General features: G+C 60.0%; 27 protein-coding genes. All 27 read left to right on the top strand.

Going from position 1 to position 25,351, the window contains the following annotated elements; genetic code table 11:
• Positions 1 to 109 precede the first annotated feature (109 nt).
• The 27 genes from ACFPLB_RS12845 to trbG all read left to right on the top strand — a co-directional run bounded on the left by ACFPLB_RS12845 (position 110) and on the right by trbG (position 25,338).
• Positions 110 to 970 (top strand): DMT family transporter, encoded by an 861-nt coding sequence (locus ACFPLB_RS12845; protein ID WP_378230223.1) that lies wholly within the window; start codon positions 110 to 112, stop codon positions 968 to 970.
• A gap of 656 nt (positions 971 to 1,626) precedes the next feature.
• Positions 1,627 to 2,028, top strand: coding sequence for a single-stranded DNA-binding protein (locus tag ACFPLB_RS12840; RefSeq protein ID WP_378230221.1), 402 nt, complete (start codon positions 1,627 to 1,629; stop codon positions 2,026 to 2,028).
• A gap of 292 nt (positions 2,029 to 2,320) precedes the next feature.
• Positions 2,321 to 2,569, top strand: a complete 249-nt coding sequence (locus ACFPLB_RS12835) for a helix-turn-helix domain-containing protein (RefSeq protein WP_378230219.1) — start codon at positions 2,321 to 2,323, stop codon at positions 2,567 to 2,569.
• Positions 2,570 to 2,697: 128 nt separating this feature from the next.
• A complete protein-coding gene (locus tag ACFPLB_RS12830) occupies positions 2,698 to 2,961 on the top strand; it encodes a DUF2285 domain-containing protein (RefSeq protein ID WP_378230217.1) in 264 nt (87 codons plus the stop codon).
• 119 nt (positions 2,962 to 3,080) lie between these two features.
• A complete protein-coding gene (locus tag ACFPLB_RS12825) occupies positions 3,081 to 3,305 on the top strand; it encodes a transcriptional regulator domain-containing protein (protein ID WP_378230215.1) in 225 nt (74 codons plus the stop codon).
• A gap of 46 nt (positions 3,306 to 3,351) precedes the next feature.
• Positions 3,352 to 3,852 carry a DUF2285 domain-containing protein gene (locus ACFPLB_RS12820; protein ID WP_378230213.1) on the top strand — a complete coding sequence of 167 codons (501 nt, stop codon included), beginning with the start codon at positions 3,352 to 3,354 and terminating at the stop codon, positions 3,850 to 3,852.
• 134 nt (positions 3,853 to 3,986) lie between these two features.
• Positions 3,987 to 4,268: a helix-turn-helix transcriptional regulator gene (locus tag ACFPLB_RS12815; protein WP_378230276.1), complete on the top strand. Its 282-nt coding sequence runs from the start codon at positions 3,987 to 3,989 to the stop codon at positions 4,266 to 4,268.
• Positions 4,269 to 4,281: 13 nt separating this feature from the next.
• Positions 4,282 to 5,472 carry a replication initiator protein A gene (locus ACFPLB_RS12810; RefSeq protein WP_378230211.1) on the top strand — a complete coding sequence of 397 codons (1,191 nt, stop codon included), beginning with the start codon at positions 4,282 to 4,284 and terminating at the stop codon, positions 5,470 to 5,472.
• Entirely contained in the window at positions 5,469 to 5,987 is a 519-nt protein-coding gene (locus ACFPLB_RS12805) for a DUF2840 domain-containing protein (protein ID WP_378230209.1), read from the top strand. Before ACFPLB_RS12810 ends, ACFPLB_RS12805 begins: the two co-directional genes overlap by 4 nt.
• Positions 5,984 to 6,544, top strand: coding sequence for a S26 family signal peptidase (locus ACFPLB_RS12800; protein WP_378230207.1), 561 nt, complete (start codon positions 5,984 to 5,986; stop codon positions 6,542 to 6,544). The genes ACFPLB_RS12805 and ACFPLB_RS12800 overlap by 4 nt, the downstream gene beginning before the upstream one ends.
• A gap of 34 nt (positions 6,545 to 6,578) precedes the next feature.
• Entirely contained in the window at positions 6,579 to 6,923 is a 345-nt protein-coding gene (locus ACFPLB_RS12795; RefSeq protein WP_378230206.1) for a DUF736 domain-containing protein, read from the top strand.
• On the top strand, positions 6,920 to 7,687 hold the full coding sequence (locus tag ACFPLB_RS12790; RefSeq protein ID WP_378230204.1) for a lytic transglycosylase domain-containing protein: 768 nt from the start codon (positions 6,920 to 6,922) through the stop codon (positions 7,685 to 7,687). Before ACFPLB_RS12795 ends, ACFPLB_RS12790 begins: the two co-directional genes overlap by 4 nt.
• Positions 7,688 to 7,934: 247 nt before the next feature.
• Positions 7,935 to 9,722, top strand: a complete 1,788-nt coding sequence (locus tag ACFPLB_RS12785; RefSeq protein ID WP_378230202.1) for a relaxase/mobilization nuclease domain-containing protein — start codon at positions 7,935 to 7,937, stop codon at positions 9,720 to 9,722.
• A 15-nt stretch (positions 9,723 to 9,737) separates the two neighbouring features.
• On the top strand, positions 9,738 to 11,738 hold the full coding sequence (locus tag ACFPLB_RS12780) for a conjugal transfer protein TraG (protein WP_378230199.1): 2,001 nt from the start codon (positions 9,738 to 9,740) through the stop codon (positions 11,736 to 11,738).
• A gap of 9 nt (positions 11,739 to 11,747) precedes the next feature.
• A complete protein-coding gene (locus ACFPLB_RS12775; RefSeq protein ID WP_378230196.1) occupies positions 11,748 to 12,173 on the top strand; it encodes a ribbon-helix-helix protein, CopG family in 426 nt (141 codons plus the stop codon).
• Between the two features lie 629 nt (positions 12,174 to 12,802).
• Positions 12,803 to 14,092, top strand: coding sequence for an ABC-three component system protein (locus tag ACFPLB_RS12770; RefSeq protein ID WP_378230194.1), 1,290 nt, complete (start codon positions 12,803 to 12,805; stop codon positions 14,090 to 14,092).
• Positions 14,085 to 14,600 (top strand): ABC-three component system middle component 5, encoded by a 516-nt coding sequence (locus ACFPLB_RS12765; protein WP_378230192.1) that lies wholly within the window; start codon positions 14,085 to 14,087, stop codon positions 14,598 to 14,600. The genes ACFPLB_RS12770 and ACFPLB_RS12765 overlap by 8 nt, the downstream gene beginning before the upstream one ends.
• A complete protein-coding gene (locus ACFPLB_RS12760; RefSeq protein WP_378230190.1) occupies positions 14,597 to 16,492 on the top strand; it encodes an AAA family ATPase in 1,896 nt (631 codons plus the stop codon). Before ACFPLB_RS12765 ends, ACFPLB_RS12760 begins: the two co-directional genes overlap by 4 nt.
• Positions 16,493 to 17,066: 574 nt before the next feature.
• Positions 17,067 to 18,065 carry a P-type conjugative transfer ATPase TrbB gene (trbB, locus tag ACFPLB_RS12755; RefSeq protein WP_378230188.1) on the top strand — a complete coding sequence of 333 codons (999 nt, stop codon included), beginning with the start codon at positions 17,067 to 17,069 and terminating at the stop codon, positions 18,063 to 18,065.
• The gene (locus ACFPLB_RS12750; RefSeq protein ID WP_378230186.1) at positions 18,062 to 18,391 is read left to right on the top strand and encodes a TrbC/VirB2 family type IV secretion system protein; all 330 of its coding nucleotides are present in this window, start codon (positions 18,062 to 18,064) and stop codon (positions 18,389 to 18,391) included. Before trbB ends, ACFPLB_RS12750 begins: the two co-directional genes overlap by 4 nt.
• Complete coding sequence (locus tag ACFPLB_RS12745; protein ID WP_378230184.1) at positions 18,391 to 18,672, top strand: VirB3 family type IV secretion system protein; 282 nt, start codon at positions 18,391 to 18,393, stop codon at positions 18,670 to 18,672. The genes ACFPLB_RS12750 and ACFPLB_RS12745 overlap by 1 nt, the downstream gene beginning before the upstream one ends.
• 10 nt (positions 18,673 to 18,682) lie before the next feature.
• On the top strand, positions 18,683 to 21,187 hold the full coding sequence (gene trbE, locus ACFPLB_RS12740) for a conjugal transfer protein TrbE (protein WP_378230182.1): 2,505 nt from the start codon (positions 18,683 to 18,685) through the stop codon (positions 21,185 to 21,187).
• Complete coding sequence (gene trbJ, locus ACFPLB_RS12735; RefSeq protein WP_378230180.1) at positions 21,184 to 21,960, top strand: P-type conjugative transfer protein TrbJ; 777 nt, start codon at positions 21,184 to 21,186, stop codon at positions 21,958 to 21,960. The genes trbE and trbJ overlap by 4 nt, the downstream gene beginning before the upstream one ends.
• 20 nt (positions 21,961 to 21,980) lie before the next feature.
• Positions 21,981 to 22,268, top strand: coding sequence for a putative entry exclusion protein TrbK-alt (trbK-alt, locus tag ACFPLB_RS12730; protein ID WP_378230274.1), 288 nt, complete (start codon positions 21,981 to 21,983; stop codon positions 22,266 to 22,268).
• A 3-nt stretch (positions 22,269 to 22,271) separates the two neighbouring features.
• A complete protein-coding gene (gene trbL / locus ACFPLB_RS12725) occupies positions 22,272 to 23,630 on the top strand; it encodes a P-type conjugative transfer protein TrbL (protein ID WP_378230177.1) in 1,359 nt (452 codons plus the stop codon).
• Positions 23,627 to 24,316, top strand: coding sequence for a conjugal transfer protein TrbF (gene trbF / locus ACFPLB_RS12720; protein WP_378230175.1), 690 nt, complete (start codon positions 23,627 to 23,629; stop codon positions 24,314 to 24,316). The genes trbL and trbF overlap by 4 nt, the downstream gene beginning before the upstream one ends.
• Positions 24,313 to 25,338 (top strand): P-type conjugative transfer protein TrbG, encoded by a 1,026-nt coding sequence (trbG, locus tag ACFPLB_RS12715; RefSeq protein WP_378230173.1) that lies wholly within the window; start codon positions 24,313 to 24,315, stop codon positions 25,336 to 25,338. Before trbF ends, trbG begins: the two co-directional genes overlap by 4 nt.
• The last annotated feature ends 13 nt before the right edge of the window (positions 25,339 to 25,351 follow it).

Here is a 25,351-nt window from a genome sequence, read left to right as displayed (position 1 = left end):
CAATTGTATTGGTTACCCTACCCATACAAATAATGAGAATTGTATCTCACTGTTTCTGTCGAGGCCAGATGCAAACCGCTATTGCGATGCATCAGGAAAGTGAGGACATATGGAACGAACAAGCGCGGGTTGGGGCAGTGGCCTCCTGGGTGTCATCATATTCAGCGGATCGCTGCCGGCCACGCGCGTTGCCGTAGCGGATTTGTCGCCAATGTTTCTCACCTCCGCCCGCGCGGTGATTGCCGCATTGCTGGCGATGGCTTTCCTGTTCGCGCTGCGTCAGACTTGGCCCGAGCGCCGGGATCTCTTTTCGCTGGCAGTGGTGGCGATCGGTGGCGTCGTCGGCTATCCGCTGCTGACCGCATTTGCCCTTCAGCATATTAGTGCAGCGCACTCGATCGTGTTTGTCGGGATGTTGCCGCTCGCAACGGCCATCTTCGGCGTGCTGCGCGGAGGCGAGCGACCGCATGCCCCGTTCTGGATTTTCTCCGTCATCGGCGCGGTGGCGGTGGCGGGTTTTGCCCTTTACGGCAGCGATGGTGGCACGCTGATCGGCGACCTGCTGATGGTTGCCGCAATTTTGGTGTGTGGTCTCGGCTACGCCGAAGGAGCAACGCTTTCTCGACGGCTAGGTGGTTGGCGAGTCATTTCCTGGGCATTGCTGTTGTCACTTCCGATCATGGCAGCGATCGCCCTGTTCACCTTGCCCGATACGTGGACGACCATCGGTGCCCCCGCCTGGATCGGCCTCGCCTATGTCTCGGTTTTCAGCATGCTGGTGGGCTTTATCTTCTGGTATCGTGGTCTTGCGCTGGGCGGCATCGCCGGGGTCGGACAGTTACAACTCCTGCAACCTTTCTTCGGCTTTCTGCTGACTGCAATCTTTCTAGGCGAACCCATTGCATGGACCATGATCGCATCCACCGTGGTCGTCGTCGCATGTGTGGCAGGAGCCAAACGTTTCGCCTGAATAATGACTGCGGCATATAGGACATTGCGTGTCATCATAAAGAAGAGGGTTGTAATGTTGATCTTCCATGATGCGTCAATCTGCAAGGCCATGGAAAACCTGTCGTCGGTGACATCCCAGCACAGTCCGGCGATCAATGTCAGTCAATCGGCACTTGCGGTTTCACGAAGACAGCCGCGCGTATCTTCATTGCAAATTCTCACAGTGCTGTTGGCCCGCGCCTCGAACTGTTCGACACATCCGACGCTAAGCTGCGTCCTGCACCTGACATCATTTTCATTCTTAAAGCCGCACCCCACAGCCTTCTAGCGGGAAAGGCAGCGGTGGCCGGAAAGCAATTTGAGAGCCTATTCTCTGCGCTATCGATTTCAAAGGAACACCATGCTGGTGCCTGATGGCTTGCCTGTTCTGCGTGCGTCTCCAAAGAGCACTCGAAAGCGCCATTCCCTCCGCCTGACTGATCCCCTAAGTCCGTTCGGTTTCCACCAGCAACCCCCGCGGCTCCGGACCGTGTTGGCGCGAGACGCGCCTGCCCGCACCACTCCGGGCCTTAGGGGCAAGCTGACGCCGGTGGCGGCAGTTGCAGGAGTCTCTCGACGGCCTTGGCCGGGTCTCGTCGGAGGGATGGTCCCTCCGAGAAGCAACGGAGACTTACAATGCAGAACATCGTCATCCTCGCCGGCAACATCGGTCAAGCCCCCGAAACGATCACCACCCAGGGTGGCACCGGCATCACCCGCTTCACTCTGGCCACCTCTCGTCCCCGCTACTCGGAAGGCCGCGTGGTCCGCGACGAAAACGGCTATCGGGTGCAGGACACCGAGTGGCACCGCATCACCTGCTTCAATGGTCTCGGCAAAACGGTCCAGGAGCATTGCGAGAAGGGAATGAGGCTTCTGGTGCGCGGCCGCCTCCACTACACGAAATGGACTGATACGGCAGGCGTTGACCGCTACGGCTGCGAGATCATCGCCGAGACCGTCGATTTCCTGAGCCGGGCCAAGCAGACCGAGAACGACGAAGGCAAGTTCATCGATGACAATGACATCCCGTTCTGAGTGGGAAGCCCTGGGCCCGGCGGTGTAAGCCGCCGGGTTTCCCATGCTCACAGCGCATCGCCGCGCGCATGGAAGTACCCGCCTACATGGTCGCGGCCGCTTTTAGCCGCTCAACCCCCAAACAACGCCATCAGGCATGCCTTTACCGTTAGCAGGTTCTCGAATCACTGCGTCCCTTTTGCGCCAGAACCAAGTGCCTGGAAGCCGATTATAGCTCGATATTCTTGCCAACTACGACTATTATAGCCGTAGTTCTGGCGCGCTGATCAGTGCCGGTGGGAGGTGATCATGTATGATTACCGCTCACCAAACACGGGCCGCGCGCGCATTGCTGGGCTGGACACAGGAAATGCTCGCCGACAAGGCCGCCATTTCGCTGACCGCGCTCAAGCGCATGGAGTCGGTCAATGACGAGCGCGTCTATGAAAGCACATCCGACAGGGTTCGCAGAACCCTTGAAGCGGCAGGCATCGTCTTCATCAATTCCGGCCCTCACATCGGAGTGATGATGGATGTATCGCATGCAAAGGCCCGCCGCTGACATGCTTTCCGCCATGTCACGAGTATGTTCCACTCGTATCCTTACCGGCGAATCCACATTTACCCATCACATCTTTGCGATAAGGTGTCCGCCATTTCATAGTCCAGCCCAATGGAAGGAAAGACGCAGTGGCGACGCAATCCTTTCATGATGAAGCGCCCGATGGCGATCTGCTCACAGACTACGACCGGGCGCATGTGAAGTTGTATTGTCGGTTGCTTGATGCCGAGGCCGACGGTGCCGATTGGAAAGAGGCCGTGGAAATCCTGTTCGGCATCGACCCCTGCGCTGAACCCGAGCGCGCCCGAAGGGTTCACTCAAGTCACCTGGCCCGCGCCCGCTGGATGACCGAGCATGGCTACAAGATTCTCCGCCTCGGCCGTCCAAACTGAACCACCGCATTGCCGGTGGGCGAAAGCGCTTTGCGGCGGCGGGCACTTCCCCAACACATGAGACAACCGGATCATCTTCCCCTTTGACGTGTGTTAGTCGTAGGTGCTGGAGGAGTAACATGAAACCCGACACGTCGCATTGGCGATCCGACTCGGCCTATGATTTTATGGATCATGCGAGCGTCGATGATCTGGCATGGGAATGCTTAAGGCGTAATCGCGATTATCAGACCGACTTTCGAGATCTGCATCGGAAAGATCGCCTCGAAAATCCACTGCCTGAAAAAATGGAACGACGCTGGGGGCTTCGATTTCGCAGCCCAACCCTGCCTCTCTGCGACTGACCAATCTGTCTTCTGGAGCGAAACTGCCAACACCGCGGTTCTGCGGTTGGCGGGCAGCCTCGTTGCGCCCGGAGAGGGTAGTGTTACCCTGCGCGCCTTCCTCGCCAGAGAATTGCGCGTTGCCCCCGGCGAGCTTCACCTGCTGCTGCGGGAAATAGCGCCAAGCCTGCATCTGGTCGCAAGCGCATCCATAAAACCGGATACCCCTCTAACTGCCATTATCCCTCTCGACCGCGACGGGCTGGACCGTTTGGCTGCGCTCGACCGTCTTTTGCGCTATCTTTTCGGCTACCGCGTTCCTCCCGATCAGCGCATGACCACCCAACAGCGACGGCGTCTCAAGACAATGCTGCGCGTGGCTGACGCTCGCCAGCACAAGGCCAGCCAGCGCGAGATCGCGCAGATATTGTTCGGCGCCGATCGGGTCGCAGCAGAACAATGGCAAAACGCACCGCTGCGTGATGTCGTCCGCGATCTCATCCGGGACGGCTCCGCCATGATCGCAGGGGGCTATCTCCACCTCCTTCGCTTCCGCCGACGCCGCTGATCACTTCCGGGGTCAGGGTGGGGAATTTCGACACCCCATCAATTCCCCCACTCTCTTTGCGTACTTGCTTCGACACTGTGGCCCCTGACCGCCACTCGTCCTGAGTGGCATCCCCCAGAGCCACGGAGGCATCCATGTACGCCAAACCCACTCTCCTGACGCCACGCTTTCTGCGCACGAAGGAAGCCGCGACGTTCCTCGGCCTTTCCCCACGCACACTGGAAAAGCACCGGACCTATGGAACCGGGCCGCTGTTTCGCAAACTCGGGGGCCGCGTGGTCTATGCGATCGACGAACTCGAAGCCTGGGCCGAGCGTGGAACCGTTGCCTCGACCTCCGATCCACGTGGCAGTGTACTTCCCGCCCTTCCTAGCAATCGGCAACATCATGCGTCGTCCGGCCGCCCGATCCGCTGAGGCAGCACTGCGCATGTCCCGCCGTCTTCCCAGTTCCGAACGCGCCCGCCTTGATCCTTTCGTGATCGCTGCCGGCGACGCCAGCCCTCGCGACCAGAGAGATCTGATGGAACGTCCCTTCTTTTCCCTGGCAAAATCTCGGCGAACCGTGCCGATCCTCTATGAAACCAGCGGTGTGCGGGTCGAGGTCTTTGCAGTCCCCGAACACGGCATGGCTACCATCTGGGATGCAGACATCCTGATCTGGGCGGCGGGGCAGATCGTCGAGGCAGAAAATCTCGACCTCAAGACTTCCCGCTTCCTGCGTTTCACGCCCTATCACCTGCTCACAGCGATAGGCCGGGAAACTGGAGCCAGCGACTACAAGCTCCTGAAAGCGGCGCTTACGCGCCTGCAATCGACCTCGATCCGTACCACCATCCGCAATGGCGAACACTGGCGCCGACACCAGTTCTCCTGGGTGAACGAATGGGAAGAACTTACCCGCCGTGACGGCCGCGTCGAGGGTATGGAACTCGTCCTGCCCGACTGGTTCTACCGCGGCGTCATCGACCGTTCATTGGTCCTCGCCATCGACCCGACCTATTTCCGGCTCAAAGGTGGCATCGAACGCTGGCTTTACCGTGTTGCCCGCAAACATGCCGGCCGGCAGCCACAGGGCTGGCTTTTCGACCTCCACCATCTGCACGAAAAATCAGGCAGCCTCGCGCGTCCCTCAGACTTCGCGCTCCAGCTTCGCCGCATCGCGGCTCGGCAGCCGCTTCCAGGTTACCGCCTCGGCATCGAGCGCAATGGTCGTCGCGAAATGCTGCGCATCTTGCCTGCTCTTTCATCGACAGACCCTGTGGATAAGGCTGTGGAAACCTTCGGGAGATCACACGCAAAGGGCTTCGGGAGATCGCACGCAACCCCTTCGGGAGATCTCACGCAAAAGCACCAGCTAACGCTTTGGCCTGAAACGACGTTTCGCGCTCTTAACTTAGAGTCTAACAATAAATCTAACATTGAAGAGCGCGCGCGCGATGTGGAAAACCCCATCCGCGACACTGCTGACAACCTCAGTTTGGCAGAGAAAACAAGCTCGCGAACTTCACCCGACGGCCCCAAATCACCCCGGAATCCTGACACGCAGGATGTTGCATCGACCACGCCCGGGCTTCCCCTCGATCGCGAATTTCCCCCGACCGAAGGAGAGACGCCATGAAAGGCTTTGAGCAGGGCCGCATGGGCGGCCACGCGCTTCCTGATGATGCGCCGCCCTTCACCACACTCGTCCATCTGACCTGGGAAGAAGGCCGGATCGAGCACCGCATCCGCTTCGGCCGCACGATCTACAAACATGCGATCAATCAGCGCAACCGTGTCGTCGGCTTTGCTCCGAACAGTGTCTTTGCCTTCGTCCGCTGGGCATCCAACGATTACGGCACCGTCGTTTCCCGTATCGACATCCTGCGGACAATCAGTCGCGGCGAGCCGTTCCAGACGCTGCCTTTCGTCCGCCCCGGCGGCGATCTTCTTCTGAAGCTCAACGGTTGGCCGAAGGTCGAGCGTGTGCTTCAGATCATTGACGTGATCGAGGCGCTCGGCATCAATGCTGCCGATGCTGCGCCCGCCTATTGGCGGCATGTTCACAATCGCCTGACCGCCTCCACCGACGCTCGCCTCTATACCCGCGAACAGCACGATGCCTGGCTTTCGCGCCGGAGCATCCTGCCATGATCCCGCGCCGCTACATACTACTGACCATGCTCTGCGGCGCATCGCTGGTTGTCGTACCCGCCCTTACCAGCCATGCGCCACGTCTGATCTTTAACGCTTCGGCCAGTGTGCCGGTCGGCCTCTATTCCGTGCACCCGGTCGACGAGATCAATGTCGGGGATCTGGTCGCAGTGCTGCCGCCCGACGACCTCGCCGTCTTCCTCGACGCGCGCGGTTACCTGCCGCGTGGCGTGCCGCTCATCAAGCGTGTGCTGGCGCTGCCCGGCACCGAGGTCTGCCGTCGGAGTACGACCGTGATTGCCTATGATCACGCCTATGGTGATGCGCAGCCAAGCGACAGCTTCGGGCGCGACCTGCCGCAATGGCAGGGCTGTCGCACGCTCGGCGACGACGAAGTCTTCCTGATGAACTGGGATGCGGCCGACAGCCTCGACGGTCGGTATTTCGGGCCGCTCCCGCGCGCTTCGATCACCGCCCGCGTGACACCGCTCTACACCGACGAATACGGCGACGGCCACTTTCGCTGGCGCTTTACCGATCCGGCCCTGGAGCCGTGAGCACCCCCAACCATCAACCACAGGAGACAAAATCATGGCTGATCTTGGCAGTTTCACCCGCACGGAAACGGGCTTCACCGGGCGCTTCGAGGGGCTTGGTATCGACGCGCCACTCACCTTCGTCCCGGCCAAACCTTCAGAGGCCGAGAACGCGCCCGCCTACCGCATCCTGCTCGGTGGCGAAGACGGCCGCGACATCGGCGCGGGTTGGTCACATGTCGGCGAAAAGGCCGGCGAGTTCGTCTCTGTCGAGATTTACAGCCCGCTGTTTGGTTGGCTGCGCGCCAATCTGTTCCGCGATGGCGACAATGACGATACCGCCTGGAGTCTGCACACCAACGACCAGCGGACCAAGCGGTCCGAAGGAGCCGACAAGTGAAGGCTCAACATCCTGCAGGCGTTGGACGGTCTCCCGCCGTTCGACGCCCTACCTTCCTGCTTCTTCTTTCCGGCCTCGCCTGCGGCTTTGCACCGGCGCCAGCCATTCTGGCCGAGACGGTGCAGGTTACGGGGCAGCAGATCGACTTCTCCTATGACGCCGATATTGCCGAGGCCGCACAGCGTTACGGCATACCTGAAACCTGGGTACGTGCCGTCCTTGTCGTCGAAAGCGACGGCGATCCTCTCGCTGTTTCCTCAGCTGGCGCGCTCGGACTGATGCAAGTCATGCCCGATACCTGGGCAGAATTGCGGGACGTCCATCATCTTGGAGACGATCCATTCCTGCCACGCGACAACATCCACGCAGGCACCGCCTATCTGCGCGCCATGTGGGATCGCTACGGCAATGTCGGCGCCATGCTCGCGGCCTACAATAGCGGCCCCCGACGCTACGACGAATACCTGGAATCCGGTCGGGAACTGCCAGCCGAGACGCGCGCCTATGTCGCCGCGCTAGTTCCTCTTCTCGGCGGCGATCCGCTCGCGCCCAGCACATTCGCTGGTTCACCGAGCGTCACTGATTGGCGCGATGCACCGCTCTTCGTTTCGGTTCCTCGTAGCGCTGAATCTGCACCGACACGGCAGAAAGACGGCAGCGCGAACGCAGCTTCTGCTGCACCTCTCGTGTCGCCCAATCCGCTTGCGCCATCCTCGGGCGAGGTGTTGTTTGCCGTGCGCTCAGCTTCTGCGGGTGCGCCATGACCACTCTCGCAGGATTTCGTGCTTTGGCGGAGTGCCGGAAAGGAAAGGAAGGGTCGCCCGCCGAAAGGGGCACGGCGACTGGAATACGGCAAGGTAAAAGCGCCTGCGCAAACCACTGTCAAGCCATTGGAATGGCTTGGTATTTTGCGCATATGGCGGTCGGTCGTGCATACGCATGGGCAATTTTGTCAGCAAAATCAAAGGCAGCTTGTATGGGCGGCCCCGCCTCGTCCCTCGGGAGGCGCGCATGAGCGATAACGACAACGAGTTCCGCATCCGCCCTGGCAGGCCACGATCGACACGCGCCCAACGGGCCAAACCCTTCATCAGCCAGGTGCTGCGCGCCGCCAAACGAGCAAGCAATGCGACCGGCAGCGGGGCGACTGCCAAACTGCGGCGTGGCGGCGGTGCACCCGGCCGCTCGACCTTCGGGCGCGGCCGCAACGTTATCTCCAGAAACCGGCTCTTCGGCTCACATCGTCGTGTTGTCGCCAAGGCGCGTATTGCCCGTCACCAAGGCCGTGCTTTCCGCTCCGCACCGATCTCGGCACATCTGTCCTATCTGAAGCGCGAGGGCGTTAGTCGTGACGGCGAAGCAGGCGTCATGTTCGACGCTGGGGCCGACAACACCGACGATCTCGCCTTCGCCGATCGCTGCCAGGACGACAGGCATCATTTCCGCTTTATCATCTCCCCCGAAGACGCCGCCGACATGGGCGACCTGCGTGCCTTTACCCGCGATCTGGTCAGGCAGATGGAGGCCGATCTTGGCACGCGCCTCGATTGGGTCGCCGTCGATCACTGGAACACCGACAACCCGCATGTACATCTCATTATACGCGGTATCGATGAAACTGGCGCCGATCTTGTCATCTCGCGCGACTATATCAGCCATGGTTTGCGCGGCCGAGCCGAAGAACTTGTCGATGCCGAACTCGGCCCCAAACCCGAACACGAGATCCGATCCAGCCTTACCCGTGAGGTCGATGCCGAACGCTGGACGCGGCTCGATCGAGAGATCGCGCGTCAGGCCAATGAGCTGGGCTATATCGACCTGAGACCCGAGGCGAAGGGACCGGACGATCCTGAACTCCGCCGACTGCTGGTTGCGCGCCTGCGACATCTCGAAAAGCTTGGGCTCGCCGCCGATGCAGGCATCGGGGAATGGTTTGTTGAACCCGGTGCGGAACGGACCCTGCGCGAACTCGGCCAGCGTGGCGACATCATCAAGACCATGCACAAAGCCTTTGCAGGACTCGGCGAGGAGCGAGGTGTCACCGATTTCACGATTGACGCCGGCAGGGGTGGACCGCCCATCATCGGCAGGCTGGTCGACAAAGGTCTCCATGACGAGCTGAGCGGCCAAGCCTATGCTGTGATCGACGGCACGGACGGCCGTGCCCATCACGTCCGGCTGCGCGGTATAGAGGCGTTCGAGAATGCGCCGCCCATCGGCGGCATCGTTGAGGTTCGCCGCTTTGGCGGGCCGGACGATCCACGGCCCACCATCATTCTCGCCAATCGTTCCGACCTCGACCTTAAGAGCCAGATCGCCGCGCAGGGGGCGACTTGGCTCGATCACAGGTTGGTCGAGCGCGAACCCATGCCGCTCGGCACAGGTGGTTTCGGCCGCGAGGTCCGCGAGGCGATGGACGCGCGGGCCGAACATCTCGCAGATGAAGGGCTCGCCCGGCGGGAAAGCCAGCGCATCGTCCTGCAGCGCAATCTGCTCAATACCCTGCGCCGGCGTGAACTCGATGCCGTAGGCACGGAACTCGCGACCGGAACCGGCATGGCGCATCTGAAACCTCAGGCCGGGGAACATGTCTCTGGTACCTATCGCCGCCAGCTTGCGCTCTCCTCCGGTCGCTTCGCCGTGATCGAGGGAATTAGCCCCGATGGCGGGCGTGGTTTCCAACTCGTGCCCTGGTCCCGCGAGATCGAACACAAGCTTGGTCAACACATCTCTGGCGTCACCAGGAGCGGTGGCAGCATCGATTGGTCACTGGGGCGCAAGCGCGACCTCGGCCTCTGACGAAAGGAACCCGCAATGTCCGGCACGAAAATCCTCTGGGGCCAGATCAGTATCGTCTTCCTGATCGTGCTCGTCTCGGTCTGGGGTGGTACGCAATGGGTTGCCTTCCGGCTCGGCTTCCAGCCGCAGCTCGGCCCGGCCTGGTTCGAAATCATCGGCTGGCCGGTCTATTACCCGCCAGCCCTGTTCTGGTGGTGGTATTTCTATGAAGCTTATGCGCCGCGCATCTTCGCCGAGGGCGGAATCGTCGCCGCCTCGGGCGGCTTCCTCTCCATCGCAGTGGCTATCACCATGTCCGTGATGCGTGCCCGCGAGGCGTCCGACATCGACACCTATGGCTCGGCCCGCTGGGCAGAGAAAGCGGAAATCGAGAAGGCCGGTCTGCTCGGTCCCGATGGTGTCGTTCTCGGCCGTTACGAAGGCGAGTATCTGCGCCATGACGGGCCGGAGCATGTCCTGTGTTTCGCACCGACGCGATCGGGCAAAGGTATCGGACTCGTCGTCCCTTCACTTCTGACCTGGCCGGGTTCAGCGATCGTCCATGACATCAAGGGAGAAAACTGGCAGCTTACAGCGGGCTATCGAGCAAGGCATGGGCGCGTGCTTCTCTTCGATCCCACCAATGCGAGCTCCGCTGCTTATAACCCTTTGCTTGAGGTGCGCCGCGGTGAGTGGGAAGTGCGCGACGTCCAGAACGTAGCCGACGTGCTGGTCGATCCCGAGGGATCCCTGGAAAAGCGCAATCATTGGGAGAAGACCTCCCATTCGCTTCTGGTCGGCGCAATCCTTCATGTCCTTTATGCTGAGACCGACAAGACATTGGCCGGCGTTGCCGCCTTTTTGTCCGATCCGCGCCGCACGATCGAAGCCACGCTCGACGGTATGATGACGACAAGACATCTCGGCGAAGCTGGGCCGCATCCAGTGGTCGCCTCCACAGCACGCGAACTGCTCAACAAAAGCGACAACGAACGCTCGGGCGTTCTTTCAACCGCCATGAGCTTTCTTGGCCTCTACCGGGATCCGGTGGTTGCGGCCGTCACCTCTCGCTGCGACTGGCGCATCGCCGATCTCATCGCGGCTCCCAAACCCACGACCCTCTACCTCGTGGTGCCACCCTCAGACATCTCCCGCACCAAGCCGCTTATCCGCCTTGTACTCAACCAGATCGGGCGCCGATTGACCGAAGACCTTCACGCCAGCGACCGTCAACATCGCGTGTTGATGTTGCTCGACGAGTTTCCGGCGCTCGGGCGGCTGGATTTCTTCGAGTCTTCGCTGGCGTTTCTCGCAGGCTATGGGATCAAAAGCTTCCTGATTGCCCAATCCCTCAACCAGATCGAGAAAGCCTATGGCCAGAACAACGCCATCCTCGATAATTGCCATGTCAGAGTCAGCTTCGCGACCAATGACGAACGCACCGCCAAGCGTGTGTCCGATGCCCTTGGCACCGCGACCGAGATGAAAGCGATGCAGAATTATGCCGGCAGTCGCCTGGCGCCCTGGCTCGGGCACATCATGGTATCGCGCTCCGAAACCGCCCGCCAGCTTCTTACCCCCGGCGAGATCATGCAGCTACCGTCGGATGACGAGATCGTCATGTTGGCAGGCGCAGCGCCAATACGGGCAAAAAAAGCGCGTTACTTTACCGATCTGCGTCTGACTGAACGCATCCTGCCTCCTCCCGATCCCACAACAATGACGGTCCCTGCACGGTCGGATAGCTGGTCGAGCCTCAAGCCGATCAAACCCGACGCCGCTCTGCTCGCCGAGTCTGAGGAAGCCCGGAACGGGAAAGAAGACAAGGCCAATTCCAGCCTGCGTCGCGAACCAGAACTGCCCCAGCATGTTGAAATCGCCCACGAAAAGAAGGAGCCGGAGCCCGAAAACGAGTTCCGCCATCTACTCGGCGATGATCAGCAGGACATCGCCCGGCAGCGACAAGCCATGCGCCGACAGATGCGCGGTGTCGCCCGACAAGTCTCCATGGACCCCAGTGACAGCATCGATATGTGAGGAAAGACCATGCGCGCACGCCTATGCCTGACCCTGCCACCCGACTTGCTCGGAAAGCTCAATGATCTTGCTGATCGCCGCAAGCTGTCGCGCTCGGCCGTCGTCGAAGCTGCTGTCGCCTCATTTCTGTCGCCAGACGCCCAGGACATGCGTGAAGCCGCCTTCACCCGCAGGCTCGATCGCCTGTCACGCCAGACGGCCCGGCTGGAACGCGATCTGCGACTGACCGCAGACACGCTGGCGCTCTTCATCCGCCACTGGCTGACCATCACTCCGCCGCTTCCCTCCGACGCTCACGCAACCGCCCAGGTGAAGGGGAAGGAGCGGTTCGAGGGCTTCGTGGAGACACTCGGCATGCGGCTTCAGCAGGGCAACAGCTTTCTCGATGAAATTCCGGACGACATTGCCCAAAACACTGACGGCTCAAACACCTGAGCGACTTACGAAAGTGTTGCAATAATCATCTACACTTCATCGTAAATGCAGGGAACAACCATACCCCATATCGCCAACATCTTGCAGTCAGGCAGTTCGTGCCCGTCCGATTACTGAAGGAATTCCGCTTCGACATCACAGGGGTTGAGGTCAGCGAAGGCAGTTCACTCGCCGCATCGTCCGTGGTCGCGCACAAAATCTATTTCGGCACCTACCGCAGCGAAAAGCTTGCCCAATTGTGGATCCAGGATTGGACCAAGAGCAAGCAGGTTCAATTTCCAATATAATCATCCATCTGCAATGGCCGCTACGACCCTCATTACCGCCGTTCGGAATGCTTCCACCACCGACCGGGAACCTGCCGTTCGTTCAGTTCCGCTAGACGGCGGAGCTGTTGCTGCAAGCTGCCTGTCCGCTTCGAGGGCAAATATTGCGAGATCAGACGGAATGAGATCGTGGTGCGTCGTAGTCCATACCTGCGATCGCAAAACTGTTTTACTTGCGCTCGGAAATCTTCGTGGAGTTATATCACTTGGATATTTGAAGTTTTTGGTGAGCGAGGTGCTTCGTGTCTTGCGCGCGCGATGCGAGCTAAGATAGTGGTATGGCCCTAGAAAATGGGGTGGGGAATGTCTGAGGGAATCATCGAAATCTTCGCTGAAGGCGATTCAGCATCGCCGACTGCCCCAGTGCTCGATATTGTCTTTGTTCATGGCCTCGGCGGCGACCAGTTCGACACATGGCAGGTAGATCCGAAAAGCTTCTGGCCACGCTGGCTTGCCGAGAAATTTCCGAACTGTAGCGTGTCGAGCTTTGGATACGATTCACAGAAGCTTGCCGGTTTTCTCACTGGCGATGGCGCTTCACTGCACGACATCGCGCTGGCCCTTGCAGATGCACTGACGAACCGGGAAGCTACGGCGACACGGACCCTTTTTGTATGCCACAGCCTTGGAGGTCTAGTCGTCAAACAGATGCTGCGTCGCTGCACGGAGTCCGTCAATCCGGAGTATGTCGAGCTCGGACGGTCGGTCGTAGGTATCGCATTCCTTGGCACGCCGCACCAAGGCTCGGCACTCGCCTCATCGCTCGATCAACTTCTGCGCCGTTTTTTGAGCAAGCAGTCAAAGCAGCTTGTCCATGGTGACGACAACCTCTTCGATCTCAATGATTTCTTTCGTACCAGGGCAAACACGCAGAAGATCCATGTGCGCGCCTACTATGAAACCGAGAAGATTGCCGGAGTCTTGATCGTTGACAAAGTGACGGCTAACCCCGGCGTGCTTGGCTGTGAGCCTATTCCTGTCCAGACCAACCATTTCAACATTTGCAAGCCGGAAACCCAGAATGCGCCGGTCTTTAAGTCAGTCTGCGGGATGATACGGAGCCTCTTGAAGGCTTTTGCGCCGCCGTCAAACAGCGCCGAGGATAAAGTCCAGGGCGAACCGGATGAAAGCACCCACGCAGGAGTTGCCGACGAGAGCGGGCCGACGCACACTATGGAAGGTGTGCCGGCAGACATCGCCCGGGATTTCGAGTATTTCACAACAGCATCGGAGGATGATCGCCGAAATCTCGAACAGAAGCTTGTCGACGCGGGCCGGGCATACGCTGTTCGAGATGCGAAACGGAAAAAGGAGCGGTTCAACATGGCTCTTCGACGACACATCGCCCAAGCCTCGGCGGTCACACGGTATACCCGCGTCATGTCCGAAGTTGAAAGTCGCTTCAGCCGGCACGTTCCGCGCGCGATCGCCGAAGGCGCATGTGCACAGGCTATCGACGGGATCATCCAGAATGAGGTCATCTCACCCTGTGTTGTACTTGAGACGGGATCAGATGCGGTGACGGCAACGCTGGTTGACGGCGCACTGTACTATCTGGCGGGCAATTGTCACTTGGCGTGGGACAATGTCTAGTTACCGCGTTTGGTACGCTGGCCGTGACCCCTACCATTGCATCTTTCGGATGATCCGCCTGCTCCAGGCGAAGGACGGATCAATACCGCTCGAACAGCTTAGAATCCTTGACATGTATCTCATGTATCCACCTCTGTTACATCGCTTGACGCTGACTTCTGGTCTTCGGGAAAAGCTGCGGGGCTTGCGGATAGAGCCTCCTGCAAAGTCGTTCGTAAAGCTGCCGGGGACTGCCTCCGTGTGGCAGGATCTGCAACTCTATCAACTGACAGCTTTGAAGCGCCTCGCGGGTCTCGGCATTCTTCGCCGCGAGGACCTGCTTGAGCGAAATGCCAAGCTTGATCATGCACAGGCACCGGCGAACCTCGTCGAACACGCAGCGTCGCAAAACGAGCAGGAAAAGCCTTTGCTTCATTTTCTTGTCGATGATTTGGGTGCCTTACCCTTGTCAGGTATTGATGGGCTTGTCCGTCGCGCTGGCCTTCCATCGAGGGGTCCAGTGATATGAACTCCTCACTCCAGATCGAACGCATGCTGGTCACACGCGGCGCAAATGTCCTCTACGACGAGCCATTTCATCCCGGCGTGAATATCATTCACGGATCGAACGGATCGGGCAAGTCATCCCTCGCTGAGTTCATCTTCTTTGGACTGGGCGGCGACCTTCGGGAGTGGAAGGAGTCGGCGTCTCGCGCCGAAAGCGTCTATTTGCAGGTTCTTACGCCTGCGGGCGTGCTTACTTTGAAGCGCGACATCTCGACGGATGCGATTCGCCCGATGTCGATCTTTTTCGGTGCGATGAAGGACGCACTTTCGTCCCCTACGGAGAGCTGGCAGCATCTACCCTATCGCCGCCCCGAGCACGGCTACAGTTTCAGCCAGGTTCTGTTTAAAGCGATTGGGCTGCCCGAATCAATTAGCGATGGGGCCAGCAACATCACAATGCATCAGATACTGAGACTGCTCTACGTGGACCAGCTCACCCCGGTGCAACGCATCTTCCGGGTCGAGAACTTCGATACGTGGCAAACTAGGCAGGTGATCGGGGATCTACTTCTTGGTATCGGCGGGTATGATCTGTTCGACAAGCAGATCGCACTGAGGGCAACTGAGCAGAAGTATAAGGAAGCAGTCACGACCTTTAAAAGCCTTGTCGCGATCGCTTCGGGCTATGGCGAGAACATTCTCGTCGAGCATATCAACGCGGCCATGGCCCAGATGAACGAGGAGAGAGCCGGTCTCCTCGCGTCGATCGACGCGCTCACGGCCGCGACGGACGATGTGGTAGATCAGGAGAGGGTCAAAGCGATCCGGTCGCGCAACGCGAGGGAGTATGGGCAGGCTCGCCGCACGGTCGCGACGTTGGAGAGTGAGATCGAGACCCTCGAATACGAGATCGCCGACTCGGAAGAGTTCATTAAGCACCTGAAGCAGTCCATTGCGGACTTCGACGATGCGACTATCACGTTCGCCGCACTCGGGCATTTGTCTTTCGAGTTTTGCCCCTCATGCTTCGCCAAGGTGCATCCTAAAACGATAGGGCATTGCGAACTCTGTGATACCAAGCGCACTGACGGTGAGGAGGATTCACGCACTCTGGCCGTGCGCCTCGATCTCGAGATGCAGCTGAAGGAGTCGGAGACGCTTCAAGCTGAGCGGGCCCTTGATCTGAATGCCAAGCGAGGGGAGTTGCGTGTCGGAAAGCAAGCGCTGCGCAGAGCCGTATCAGCTGTCGAACTCGACCAAACGGGTGCGGTGACCGGACGAGAGACCGCCATCGCTGAATTGAGTCGAAAGGTCGGCTTTCTGGATAGCCAGCTCGTAGGTCTACAGAAACGGCTTGAGTTGTCCAAACGTATTGCGAAGGCTTCAGACGACAAAGAGGATCTCAACACACGTATCACAAGGCTGAAAGGCGACATCGAAGCAATCCAGCGTGCCCAGAACAAGCGCAAGCTGCTAGCCAACACGCTGGTATCCAATCAGATCAAGCTCTTGTTGGACCGAGATCTGGAAGAGCATAGCGATTTCGGCGATGTTCAGCATGTCTCATTTTCTTTCGCAGACGACTGGATCGCGATCAACGGCGAGAAGAACCGCGGCGGAAGCGCCAGCGGCTTGGTCATCTTGAAGAACAGTTTCGCGTTGGGGCTACTCGCCAGCTCTCTGCTCGACAAGGATTTCAAACTTCCTCGCTGGATGCTGTTCGACAATGTGGAAGATAAGGGTATGGTGGAGGAGCGGTCCTGGAATTTCCAAAGATTGATCGTCGAACTTTCGTCCAACACCAAGGTTCCACATCAAATAATCTTCACCACCTCGAAAATTGCACCTGAACTCGACGGCAGCCCAATGATCGTTGGCAAGCGGTATACGCGTGCCGCGCGCTCGCTTAACTGATGCGCTTCACGGTTTATGGAGGCCAGACTATTCATGGCACCGACGTTTTGATTATTTGAGGAGGATCGGCCAGCATGGCATTCGGGCAACCGCTCGACTTCATCGAGCGTGACCCCTTCATTCTGCCAGTCATAGGGTTGGGTGGTGCGCGTATAGGAATGGTTCGTCATGTCGCGTGCCTTTTCGAACGTCCCGCCATTTACTGTATAAGCGGTGATGCATTTAAGGCCCGAGCATCCTGCGCGGGCGATAGCTGCCTCTAACAGTTTCTTTGGCCGCTTTTCCTGTTCCGCCACCCAGAAGCGGTCGGGCAGGAATCCGCCCGATAGCGGCAGTTGATGTAGACAGTCGCATTCTCGGATCCTTGGCCTGTTGCAAGCAACGATTGAATAATTCAGTTGCGAATGATTCGGTCCCGACACAAATCTGGAGCGCTGCCACTCCGCCGTTCTCCTGTATTTTTATCCTACACTACTACGACAACCGAAACTTGTTGAACTGACACGTTTTGCCATTCTCTTAGTCATCCCCATCCGGGACGCGCTTTCGCTTCTTCCCCGGAAACGGGGAAGATATGGCAGGAAACAATCGCAAACAGGTAACGATGGATCGTGGCGCGCGCATGCTCCGTACCGCGCTCGGACCTGCCATATCGGAGCTGCTGCACGATCCCGCCATTGTCGAGGTGATGCTGAATCCTGATGGTCGCCTCTGGGTGGACCGCCTCGCCGAGGGACTTGAAGACACCGGCAAGCAACTGTCTCCGGAAGACGGCGAGCGCATCATTCGCCTCGTTGCCCACCATGTCGGGGCCGAAGTCCATGCCCGCGCCCCGCGCGTCTCGGCCGAGTTGCCGGACACGGGCGAACGCTTTGAGGGCCTGCTTCCGCCAGTTGTTGCTGCACCCACTTTCGCTATCCGCAAACCGGCTGTCGCAGTGTTCACGCTCGACGATTACGTCGCGAGTGGAATTATGGCTGGATCCCAGGCTGCCGCACTGCGCAAAGCCGTCTCTGCTCGCGCCAACATACTCGTGGCAGGCGGCACCAGTACTGGCAAGACCACGCTCACCAACGCCCTTCTGGCGGAGGTCGCCAGGACGCAGGATCGCGTCGTCATCATCGAGGACACACGTGAGCTGCAATGCGCCGCGCCAAACCTCGTCGCCATGCGGACCAAGGATGGTGTGGCAACACTTTCGGACCTAGTACGCTCCTCTCTGCGATTGCGGCCCGACCGAATCCCGATTGGAGAGGTGCGCGGCCCGGAAGCACTCGACCTTCTTAAGGCCTGGGGTACCGGCCATCCCGGTGGTGTCGGAACGATCCATGCAGGTTCAGCCATCGGCGCACTGCGCCGTCTGGAGCAACTCATCCAGGAGGCCGTCGTCACCGTTCCCCGCGCGATGATCGCCGAGACAATTGACATTGTTGCCGTCCTCTCCGGTCGCGGAACAGCACGTCGCCTCGTCGAACTCGCCCGCGTCGAAGGCCTCGGTCCGAACGGTGATTACCGGCTTTCTCCCGCCCTTCAGCACTCAACCAACATCGACCAAACAGGAGATTCTGTATGATCCGCCGCGCCTTCCGCATCCACCGCCATATCGCAACCGCTGCCGCCTTCACCTGGGTTGCGCTGCAAACCTCACCAGCTTTTGCTTCCGGTTCATCGATGCCCTGGGAGGCTCCACTCCAGTCAATCCTCGAAAGTATCGAAGGACCAGTGGCCAAGATCGTGGCCGTGATCATTATCATCGTCACCGGACTGACGTTGGCTTTCGGCGACACCGGCGGCGGATTTCGCCGCCTGATCCAGATCGTCTTCGGTATTTCTATCGCCTTCGCCGCCAGTTCCTTCTTCCTTTCGTTCTTCTCGTTCGGCGGTGGGGTGCTGATCTGATGGCCGCCGTCCTCGAACAGCTCGACGCCGTGCCGGGGTTCACCGCCCCGGTTCACCGGGCGCTGAGCGAACCTATCCTGTTGGGTGGCGCACCACGCTCGGTGGCAATCCTCAATGGCACACTCGCCGGTGCGGTAGGCCTTGGCCTCCAGCTTTGGCTCGCCGGCATCCTTATCTGGGCTGTTGGCCATCTTGCCGCTGTCTGGGCAGCCAAACGAGATCCGCTCTTCATGGAAGTCACGCGCCGACATCTGCGCGTTCCCGGCCATCTAGCGGTGTGAGGCGTCCAGCATGATGAACCTCGCAGAATATCGCCGCAGGTCCACCCGCCTAGCCGACTACCTGCCTTGGGTGGCTCAGGTCAGTCAGGGCGTAGTGCTGAACAAGGATGGCAGCTTTCAGCGGAGTGCCAGGTTTCGCGGACCGGATCTCGACTCTGCCGTCGCAGCAGAGCTGGTCGGCGTTGCCGCGCGCCTCAACAATGCCTTCCGCCGCCTTGGCTCCGGCTGGGCCATCTTCGTCGAAGCGCAAAGGTCGGAAGCGGCGACATATCCAGATGATCTCTTTCCTGACCCAGCCTCAGCGCTGGTCGATGCCGAGCGCAAGGCTGACTTCGAGGAGGCAGGCAGTCACTTCATCTCGGATTACTATCTGACCATCCTGTGGTTACCGCCTGCTGAAGATGCAGCCCGTGCGGAAAGTTGGCTTTACGAGGGCCGTGAAACATCCGGCGTCAATCCCTGGGAATTGGTCCGCGGCTTCGTCGACCGCACCGACCGAGTGCTCGCTCTGATGGATGGCTTTATGCCGGAGTGTCACTGGCTCACTGATAGTGAAACACTGACCTATCTTCATTCGACGGTCTCAACCAAACGGCATCGCGTCCGCGTGCCTGAAACACCGATATATCTCGACGCGCTGCTCGCCAACGAGCCGCTGACCGGCGGGCTCGAACCGCGCCTTGGTTCTGATCATCTGCGTGTTCTCACGATTACAGGGTTTCCGAGCGTCACCATGCCGGGCCTACTCGACGATCTCAACCGGCTGGCCTTTCCCTATCGCTGGTCAACACGCGCTATCCTGATGGACAAGACGGATGCAACCCGGTTGCTCACCAAAATTCGGCGCCAATGGTTTGCGAAACGCAAAAGCATTGCCGCCATCCTGAAAGAGGTGATGACGAACGAGCAATCGGCGCTCGTCGATACCGACGCGGCCAATAAAGCCACTGACGCAGATCTGGCGCTACAGGAACTGGGCGCAGACATCGCTGGCATCGCCTATGTCACCGCGACCGTCACTGTCTGGGACGAGGACGCCCGCCGCGCCGATGAAAAGCTGCGGCTGGTCGAAAAGGTGATCCAGTCCCGTGACTTCAGCGTCATGATCGAGACGGTCAATGCCGTCGACGCCTGGCTTGGCTCGCTGCCGGGCCATGCCTACGCCAATGTGCGTCAACCTCCGATTTCGACGCTCAACCTTGCTCATACGGTCCCTTCGTCCGCCGTATGGGCGGGGCCGGAAAGGGATGATCATTTCGGCGCACCCCCGCTGCTTTATGGCAGGACCGAAGGATCGACCCCTTTCCGGCTCTCTCTTCATGTTGGAGATGTGGGCCACACGCTCATGATCGGCCCGACCGGTGCCGGCAAGAGCGTGCTGCTCTCCCTCATGGCGCTGCAATTCCGTCGTTATCCGGGATCTCAAATCTTCGCGTTCGATTTCGGAGGTTCGATCAGAGCCGCAACGCTTGCCATGGGCGGCGACTGGCACGATCTCGGCGGGCGGCTGACCGAAAGTGCGGAGACATCGGTCTCGCTTCAACCTCTCGCCCGCATCGAGCAGACGCAGGACCGCGCCTGGGCGGCCGACTGGATCGTCGCCATCCTTTCGCGAGAAGGTGTGAACATCACACCCGAAACCAAGGAGCATATCTGGACAGCACTGACCTCACTGGCTTCTGCGCCTGTCGAAGAACGCACGATCACCGGCCTGTCGGTGCTACTTCAATCCAACGATCTCAAACTCGCAATCCAGCCCTATTGTATCGGCGGCCCCTATGGTCGTCTGCTTGACGCTGAGGCAGAAAGTCTCGGCAACGCATCGGTTGTGGCATTTGAGACCGAGGGACTGCTCGATACAGGCGCTGCACCTGCCGTCCTCGCCTATCTGTTCCATCGTATCGCCGACCGCCTCGACGGAAGTCCGACGATGATCATCATCGACGAAGGTTGGTTGGCGCTCGGTGATCCGGCCTTCTCCAAGCAATTGGCCGAGTGGCTGGTAACGCTCAGGAAGAAGAACGCAAGCGTGGTCTTTGCCACGCAATCACTGGCCCAACTGGAAAAAAGCTCGATTGCACCGGCGATCATCGAGAGCTGTCCGACGCGATTGCTGCTGCCCAACGACCGCGCCGTCGAACCACAAATTACAGCTATCTACAGACGGTTTGGCCTGAATGACCGGCAGATCGAGATCATCGCGCGGGCGATCCCCAAACGGGATTACTACTGTCAGAGCCGAAGCGGCAACAGGCTGTTCGAGTTGGGTCTGTCCGAGATCGGGCTGGCACTCTGTGCCGCATCATCCAAGTCAGACCAGGCGTTGATCGCTGAAATCCTCACCGAACATGGCCAGGACGGCTTTCTCGAGGCGTGGCTGCGCGCACGCGGCCTCGATTGGGCAGCCGACCTCATCCCCAACCTCACCAATGTCGAATCCGCGCCGGAACCTGAAGAGCCAGCCCTGGATATCAGCGTCCCCGAGCACCCCGATCCAAAGGAGATCATTCCATGACCCAACACCGCCTTGTACGTCTCGCGGGCACTTCGCTGCTCGCCCTGGCACTCTCCACGCCGCTGGCAATCTCACCGGTCTTCATCACGCCAGCCCACGCCCTCTTCGGTTTTGGACGGATCGTTTACGATCCAACCAATCATGCCGAAAACCTTCTGACGGCAGCGCGGACCCTTGAGCAAATCAACAACCAGATCACCTCGCTCCAGAACGAGGCGCAAATGCTCATCAACCAGGCCCGCAATCTGGCGAGCCTGCCGCACTCTTCGCTTCAGGTACTCCAGCAAAACGTCCAACGCACCCAGCAATTGCTGTCGCAAGCGCAAAACATTGCTTTTGATGTTCAGTCGATCGACCAGCTGTTCCAGCAGGATTACGGCAACCTGTCCGTATCCTCGACAAATGCACAGCTGATCACCGATGCCCGGAGCCGCTGGGAAAATACCGTTGGCGGTCTGCAGGATGCGATGCGCGTTCAGGCCGGTGTGGTTGGCAATATTGATAGTAATCGCACTGAGATGGCCACGCTGATCGGCGAGAGCCAAGGCGCCACCGGAGCGCTGCAAGCCACTCAGGCCGGCAACCAGATCCTCGGGCTTTTGTCCCAGCAGGTTTCCGATCTCATCGCCGTCAACTCTGCCAATGGCAGGGCAGAAGCGCTGGTCGAAGCTGAGCGCGCCACGGCTGCCGAACAGGGCCGTATCCAGCGTGAACGTTTTCTGGCACCCGGCTCCGGCTATCAGCCCGGCGGTGCACAGATGTTCAACAACTGACGGGTCGGGAGGGCGAGATGATGGAAGGCAAGGTGCTGGCCCAGATCGCGGCCATCGTGTTCGTCGCCGTCGCCATCACGGCAGCGATCATCGACATCACCCGTGAGGAAAAGACCGGCCCAGCTATGGCCGTTCCGGTAGTTCAACCGTTGACCGATCCCCTCCGGATCGAACAGCGCCGATGTCAGGAACTCGGCGAAGCCGCTGCCAATGACGCGGCCTGTCTCGCTGTCTGGGCCGAGACACGCAACCGCTTTCTCGGCCGATCACCAGCACCAGCAGCGCCCACCGTCAACGAAGGACGGTAAGTTATGGGCGGCACTGGCGTAATCGACAATTTCCTCGGCATCTTCACCTCCTATATCGATTCCGGCTTTGGCCTGCTCGGTGGCGAGGTTGCCTTCATCGCCACCACATTGATCGTCATCGACGTGACCCTTGCTGCCCTGTTCTGGGCCTGGGGAACCGATGACGACATCATTGCACGTCTGGTGAAGAAGACGCTGTTTGTCGGCGTCTTTGCTTACATCATTTCCAATTGGAACAACCTTGCACGCATCGTCTTCGAGAGTTTCGCCGGCCTCGGCCTTATGGCGTCCGGCACGGGTTTCTCCACCGCCGATCTTCTGCGCCCCGGTCGCGTGGCCCAGATCGGTCTCGATGCCGGGCGGCCGCTCCTCGAATCCATTTCCGACCTCATGGGGTGGATCGCCGTCTTCGAGAACCTCGTGCAAATCCTTTGCCTGTTCTTCGCCTGGGCGCTGGTCATTCTCGCCTTCTTCATTCTGGCGATCCAGCTCTTCGTTACCCTGATCGAATTCAAGCTGACGACGCTTGCCGGTTTCGTGCTGATCCCCTTCGGCCTGTTCGGCAAGACCGCTTTTATGGCTGAGCGTGTCCTCGGCAATGTGGTCTCCTCGGGTATCAAGGTTCTGGTGTTGGCCGTCATCATAGGCATCGGCTCGACGCTGTTCGGCCAGTTCACTGCGGGCTTCGGCGATGCCACCCCGACGATCGATGATGCAATGGCCGTCGTCCTTGCCGCCCTTTCTCTTCTTGGCCTCGGCATTTTCGGTCCTGGCATCGCGACGGGGCTCGTCTCCGGCGGGCCGCAACTCAGTGCCGGTGCCGCGATCGGGACCGGCCTCGCCGTCGGCGGCGCAGCAGTGGCAGCAGGTGGTGCGACCATGCTGGCGGCCCGTGGTGGCGGTGCCGCCCTCTCAGGCGGGGCTGCTCTGGCACGCGGCGGGGCATCTGCTGCTGGCGCAGCATCTTCCGCCTATACGCTTTCTTCCATGGGCGAGCCCGGTGTCTCAGGCGTCGCGGCAGGCCTCGGTGGTGTGGCGAAGGCTGGCGTCACTGCCGCTGTTTCACCCCTGAAACGCGCAGCATCCCGCGCCACCGACAACCTCACATCCAGTCACAGTGCTGGCGTCAAAGCCGGGTTCGAGGCGACGGGCGGCAGCTCGTCAATGGGAACAATTGGTGGCGCCGCCGCTGCAACGCCTGCCAGCTCAATGCCTACCGACGCCCCACCGGCCTGGGCGCAGCGCATGCGCCACAGTCAGTCCATGAGCCACGGCGTCACAGCTGCTGCCCACGCCGTCCGGTCGGGCGACAGTCATGGCGGCGGATCCTCCATCAGTGTTTCCGAAAGCGACCGCACATGAACATTTTCAAACGACCCACAACCCATTACGGCAAAATGCCGGAACCTGTAACACCCTATCAGAAAGCGGCTCAGGTCTGGGACGAACGTATCGGTTCTGCCCGCGTCCAGGCACGCAACTGGAGGCTCATGGCCTTCGGCTGCCTGATCCTTTCGGGCGGTTTCGCCTCGGCACTGGTCTGGCAATCGGCCCGCGGTACCGTGGTCCCCTGGGTGGTCGAAATTGACCGCCACGGCGAAGCCCGCACCGTTGAATCCGCTGTTGCCGACTATCGACCAACCGACCCGCAGGTCGCATGGCACCTTGCCCGTTTCATCGAACAGGTTCGCGGTCTGCCATCCGATCCAATCATCGTTCGTCAGAACTGGCTGCGAGCCTATGAGTTCACCACCGACCGAGGGGCCGTCGCGCTCAACGACCATGCCCGTGCGAATGATCCATTCACGCGCGTAGGCCGCGAGCAGATCTCAGTGGAAGTTTCCAGCGTGATCCGGGCATCGCCAGACAGCTTCCGTATTGCCTGGACAGAGCAACACTTTGAGAACGGCCAACTCGCCACCATTGAACGCTGGACCGCAATCCTCACGATCGCCCTTCAACAGCCGCGCACCGCCGAGCGCCTGCGCGCCAATCCCCTTGGAATCTACATCAATGCGATTTCCTGGTCGCGGGAGATGAGCCAATGATCCGCAGTCCCGCCAAAGCCGGATATCCGGCTTTCCGTAAACCTGCACCGGCGGTTGTCCTGCTGGCTGCAACTGCGCTTGCTGGCTGTGCAACCAACCGTACACCGCAGTTCAGCTACGATGACAATGTGCCGCCTCTGCCAGTCGTGCGGGCTGCCGTCACCGACGACACACCGCGGCCAATCCATACGCCGCCTGCATGGACAGTGGCCCGCGGTGGTGCAGCGGCTGCCACACCGGAGACCAGGGTTGGCAATGCCAATGCAGCAGCGCGGGTCGAGCCGCGCCGCGAAGGCTATTTCAACGCCATCCAGATTTATCCCTGGAGCGAAGGCGCGCTCTATCAGGTCTATGCCGCCGTCGGGCAGATCACGACCATCGGGCTCGAACCTGGCGAGAGCCTTGCTGGCGCCGGACCAATCGCTGCCGGCGACACCGCGCGCTGGATTATTGGCGACACCGAGAGCGGTTCCGGTGCAACGCGACGCGTTCATGTGCTGGTCAAGCCCACGCGTGCCGACATATCGACCAACCTCATCATTACCACCAATCGTCGTACCTATCTGATCGAGCTGCGTGCCCGCGATGAAACCTGGATGCCCGCCGTCGCATGGGCCTATCCCACGCCACCAGCAACGCAGCGCGTAACCGCGCCTGCTGCGCCGATCATTCCGGTAGAGACAGCTCGAAACCATCGCTACGGCCTTTCTGGCGACAACCCACCCTGGCGACCGATCGCCGTCTTCGACGATGGGCGCCGGGTCTATGTCGTCTTTCCGCGCGGGATCATCCAGGGCGAGATGCCGCCGCTCTTCGTCATCGGATCGGACGGCAAACCTGAGATCGTCAACAGCCGCATCTACCAGAACGTGCTTATCGTCGACCGCCTTTTCGGTGTCGCGGAATTGCGGCTCGGCTCGGGCAAACGCCAGCAGACCGTCAGAATCGTGCGCATACAGCCCGGCCAGACGGCGAGCGTGACGATCAGGCAAACCGGAGGCCCCAAAGGAACGCCGTCATGAGCAACGATGGTCA

It is taken from the genome of Aquamicrobium segne, from assembly GCF_042656785.1.
Lineage (GTDB): Bacteria > Pseudomonadota > Alphaproteobacteria > Rhizobiales > Rhizobiaceae > Mesorhizobium > Mesorhizobium segne.
This window is presented reverse-complemented; position numbering and strand designations above follow the sequence as displayed.

Excerpts from the sequence above, each read along its gene's own strand:
- ACFPLB_RS12845 (WP_378230223.1), top strand. The coding sequence starts at position 110 with ATGGAACGAACAAGCGCGGGTTGGGGCAGTGGCCTCCTGGGTGTCATC.
- ACFPLB_RS12840 (WP_378230221.1), top strand. The coding sequence starts at position 1,627 with ATGCAGAACATCGTCATCCTCGCCGGCAACATCGGTCAAGCCCCCGAA.
- ACFPLB_RS12835 (WP_378230219.1), top strand. The coding sequence starts at position 2,321 with ATGATTACCGCTCACCAAACACGGGCCGCGCGCGCATTGCTGGGCTGG.
- ACFPLB_RS12825 (WP_378230215.1), top strand. The coding sequence starts at position 3,081 with ATGAAACCCGACACGTCGCATTGGCGATCCGACTCGGCCTATGATTTT.
- ACFPLB_RS12815 (WP_378230276.1), top strand. The coding sequence starts at position 3,987 with ATGTACGCCAAACCCACTCTCCTGACGCCACGCTTTCTGCGCACGAAG.
- ACFPLB_RS12810 (WP_378230211.1), top strand. The coding sequence starts at position 4,282 with ATGTCCCGCCGTCTTCCCAGTTCCGAACGCGCCCGCCTTGATCCTTTC.
- ACFPLB_RS12805 (WP_378230209.1), top strand. The coding sequence starts at position 5,469 with ATGAAAGGCTTTGAGCAGGGCCGCATGGGCGGCCACGCGCTTCCTGAT.
- ACFPLB_RS12800 (WP_378230207.1), top strand. The coding sequence starts at position 5,984 with ATGATCCCGCGCCGCTACATACTACTGACCATGCTCTGCGGCGCATCG.
- ACFPLB_RS12795 (WP_378230206.1), top strand. The coding sequence starts at position 6,579 with ATGGCTGATCTTGGCAGTTTCACCCGCACGGAAACGGGCTTCACCGGG.
- ACFPLB_RS12785 (WP_378230202.1), top strand. The coding sequence starts at position 7,935 with ATGAGCGATAACGACAACGAGTTCCGCATCCGCCCTGGCAGGCCACGA.
- ACFPLB_RS12780 (WP_378230199.1), top strand. The coding sequence starts at position 9,738 with ATGTCCGGCACGAAAATCCTCTGGGGCCAGATCAGTATCGTCTTCCTG.
- ACFPLB_RS12775 (WP_378230196.1), top strand. The coding sequence starts at position 11,748 with ATGCGCGCACGCCTATGCCTGACCCTGCCACCCGACTTGCTCGGAAAG.
- ACFPLB_RS12770 (WP_378230194.1), top strand. The coding sequence starts at position 12,803 with ATGTCTGAGGGAATCATCGAAATCTTCGCTGAAGGCGATTCAGCATCG.
- ACFPLB_RS12765 (WP_378230192.1), top strand. The coding sequence starts at position 14,085 with ATGTCTAGTTACCGCGTTTGGTACGCTGGCCGTGACCCCTACCATTGC.
- ACFPLB_RS12760 (WP_378230190.1), top strand. The coding sequence starts at position 14,597 with ATGAACTCCTCACTCCAGATCGAACGCATGCTGGTCACACGCGGCGCA.
- trbB (WP_378230188.1), top strand. The coding sequence starts at position 17,067 with ATGGCAGGAAACAATCGCAAACAGGTAACGATGGATCGTGGCGCGCGC.
- ACFPLB_RS12750 (WP_378230186.1), top strand. The coding sequence starts at position 18,062 with ATGATCCGCCGCGCCTTCCGCATCCACCGCCATATCGCAACCGCTGCC.
- ACFPLB_RS12745 (WP_378230184.1), top strand. The coding sequence starts at position 18,391 with ATGGCCGCCGTCCTCGAACAGCTCGACGCCGTGCCGGGGTTCACCGCC.
- trbE (WP_378230182.1), top strand. The coding sequence starts at position 18,683 with ATGATGAACCTCGCAGAATATCGCCGCAGGTCCACCCGCCTAGCCGAC.
- trbJ (WP_378230180.1), top strand. The coding sequence starts at position 21,184 with ATGACCCAACACCGCCTTGTACGTCTCGCGGGCACTTCGCTGCTCGCC.
- trbK-alt (WP_378230274.1), top strand. The coding sequence starts at position 21,981 with ATGGAAGGCAAGGTGCTGGCCCAGATCGCGGCCATCGTGTTCGTCGCC.
- trbL (WP_378230177.1), top strand. The coding sequence starts at position 22,272 with ATGGGCGGCACTGGCGTAATCGACAATTTCCTCGGCATCTTCACCTCC.
- trbF (WP_378230175.1), top strand. The coding sequence starts at position 23,627 with ATGAACATTTTCAAACGACCCACAACCCATTACGGCAAAATGCCGGAA.
- trbG (WP_378230173.1), top strand. The coding sequence starts at position 24,313 with ATGATCCGCAGTCCCGCCAAAGCCGGATATCCGGCTTTCCGTAAACCT.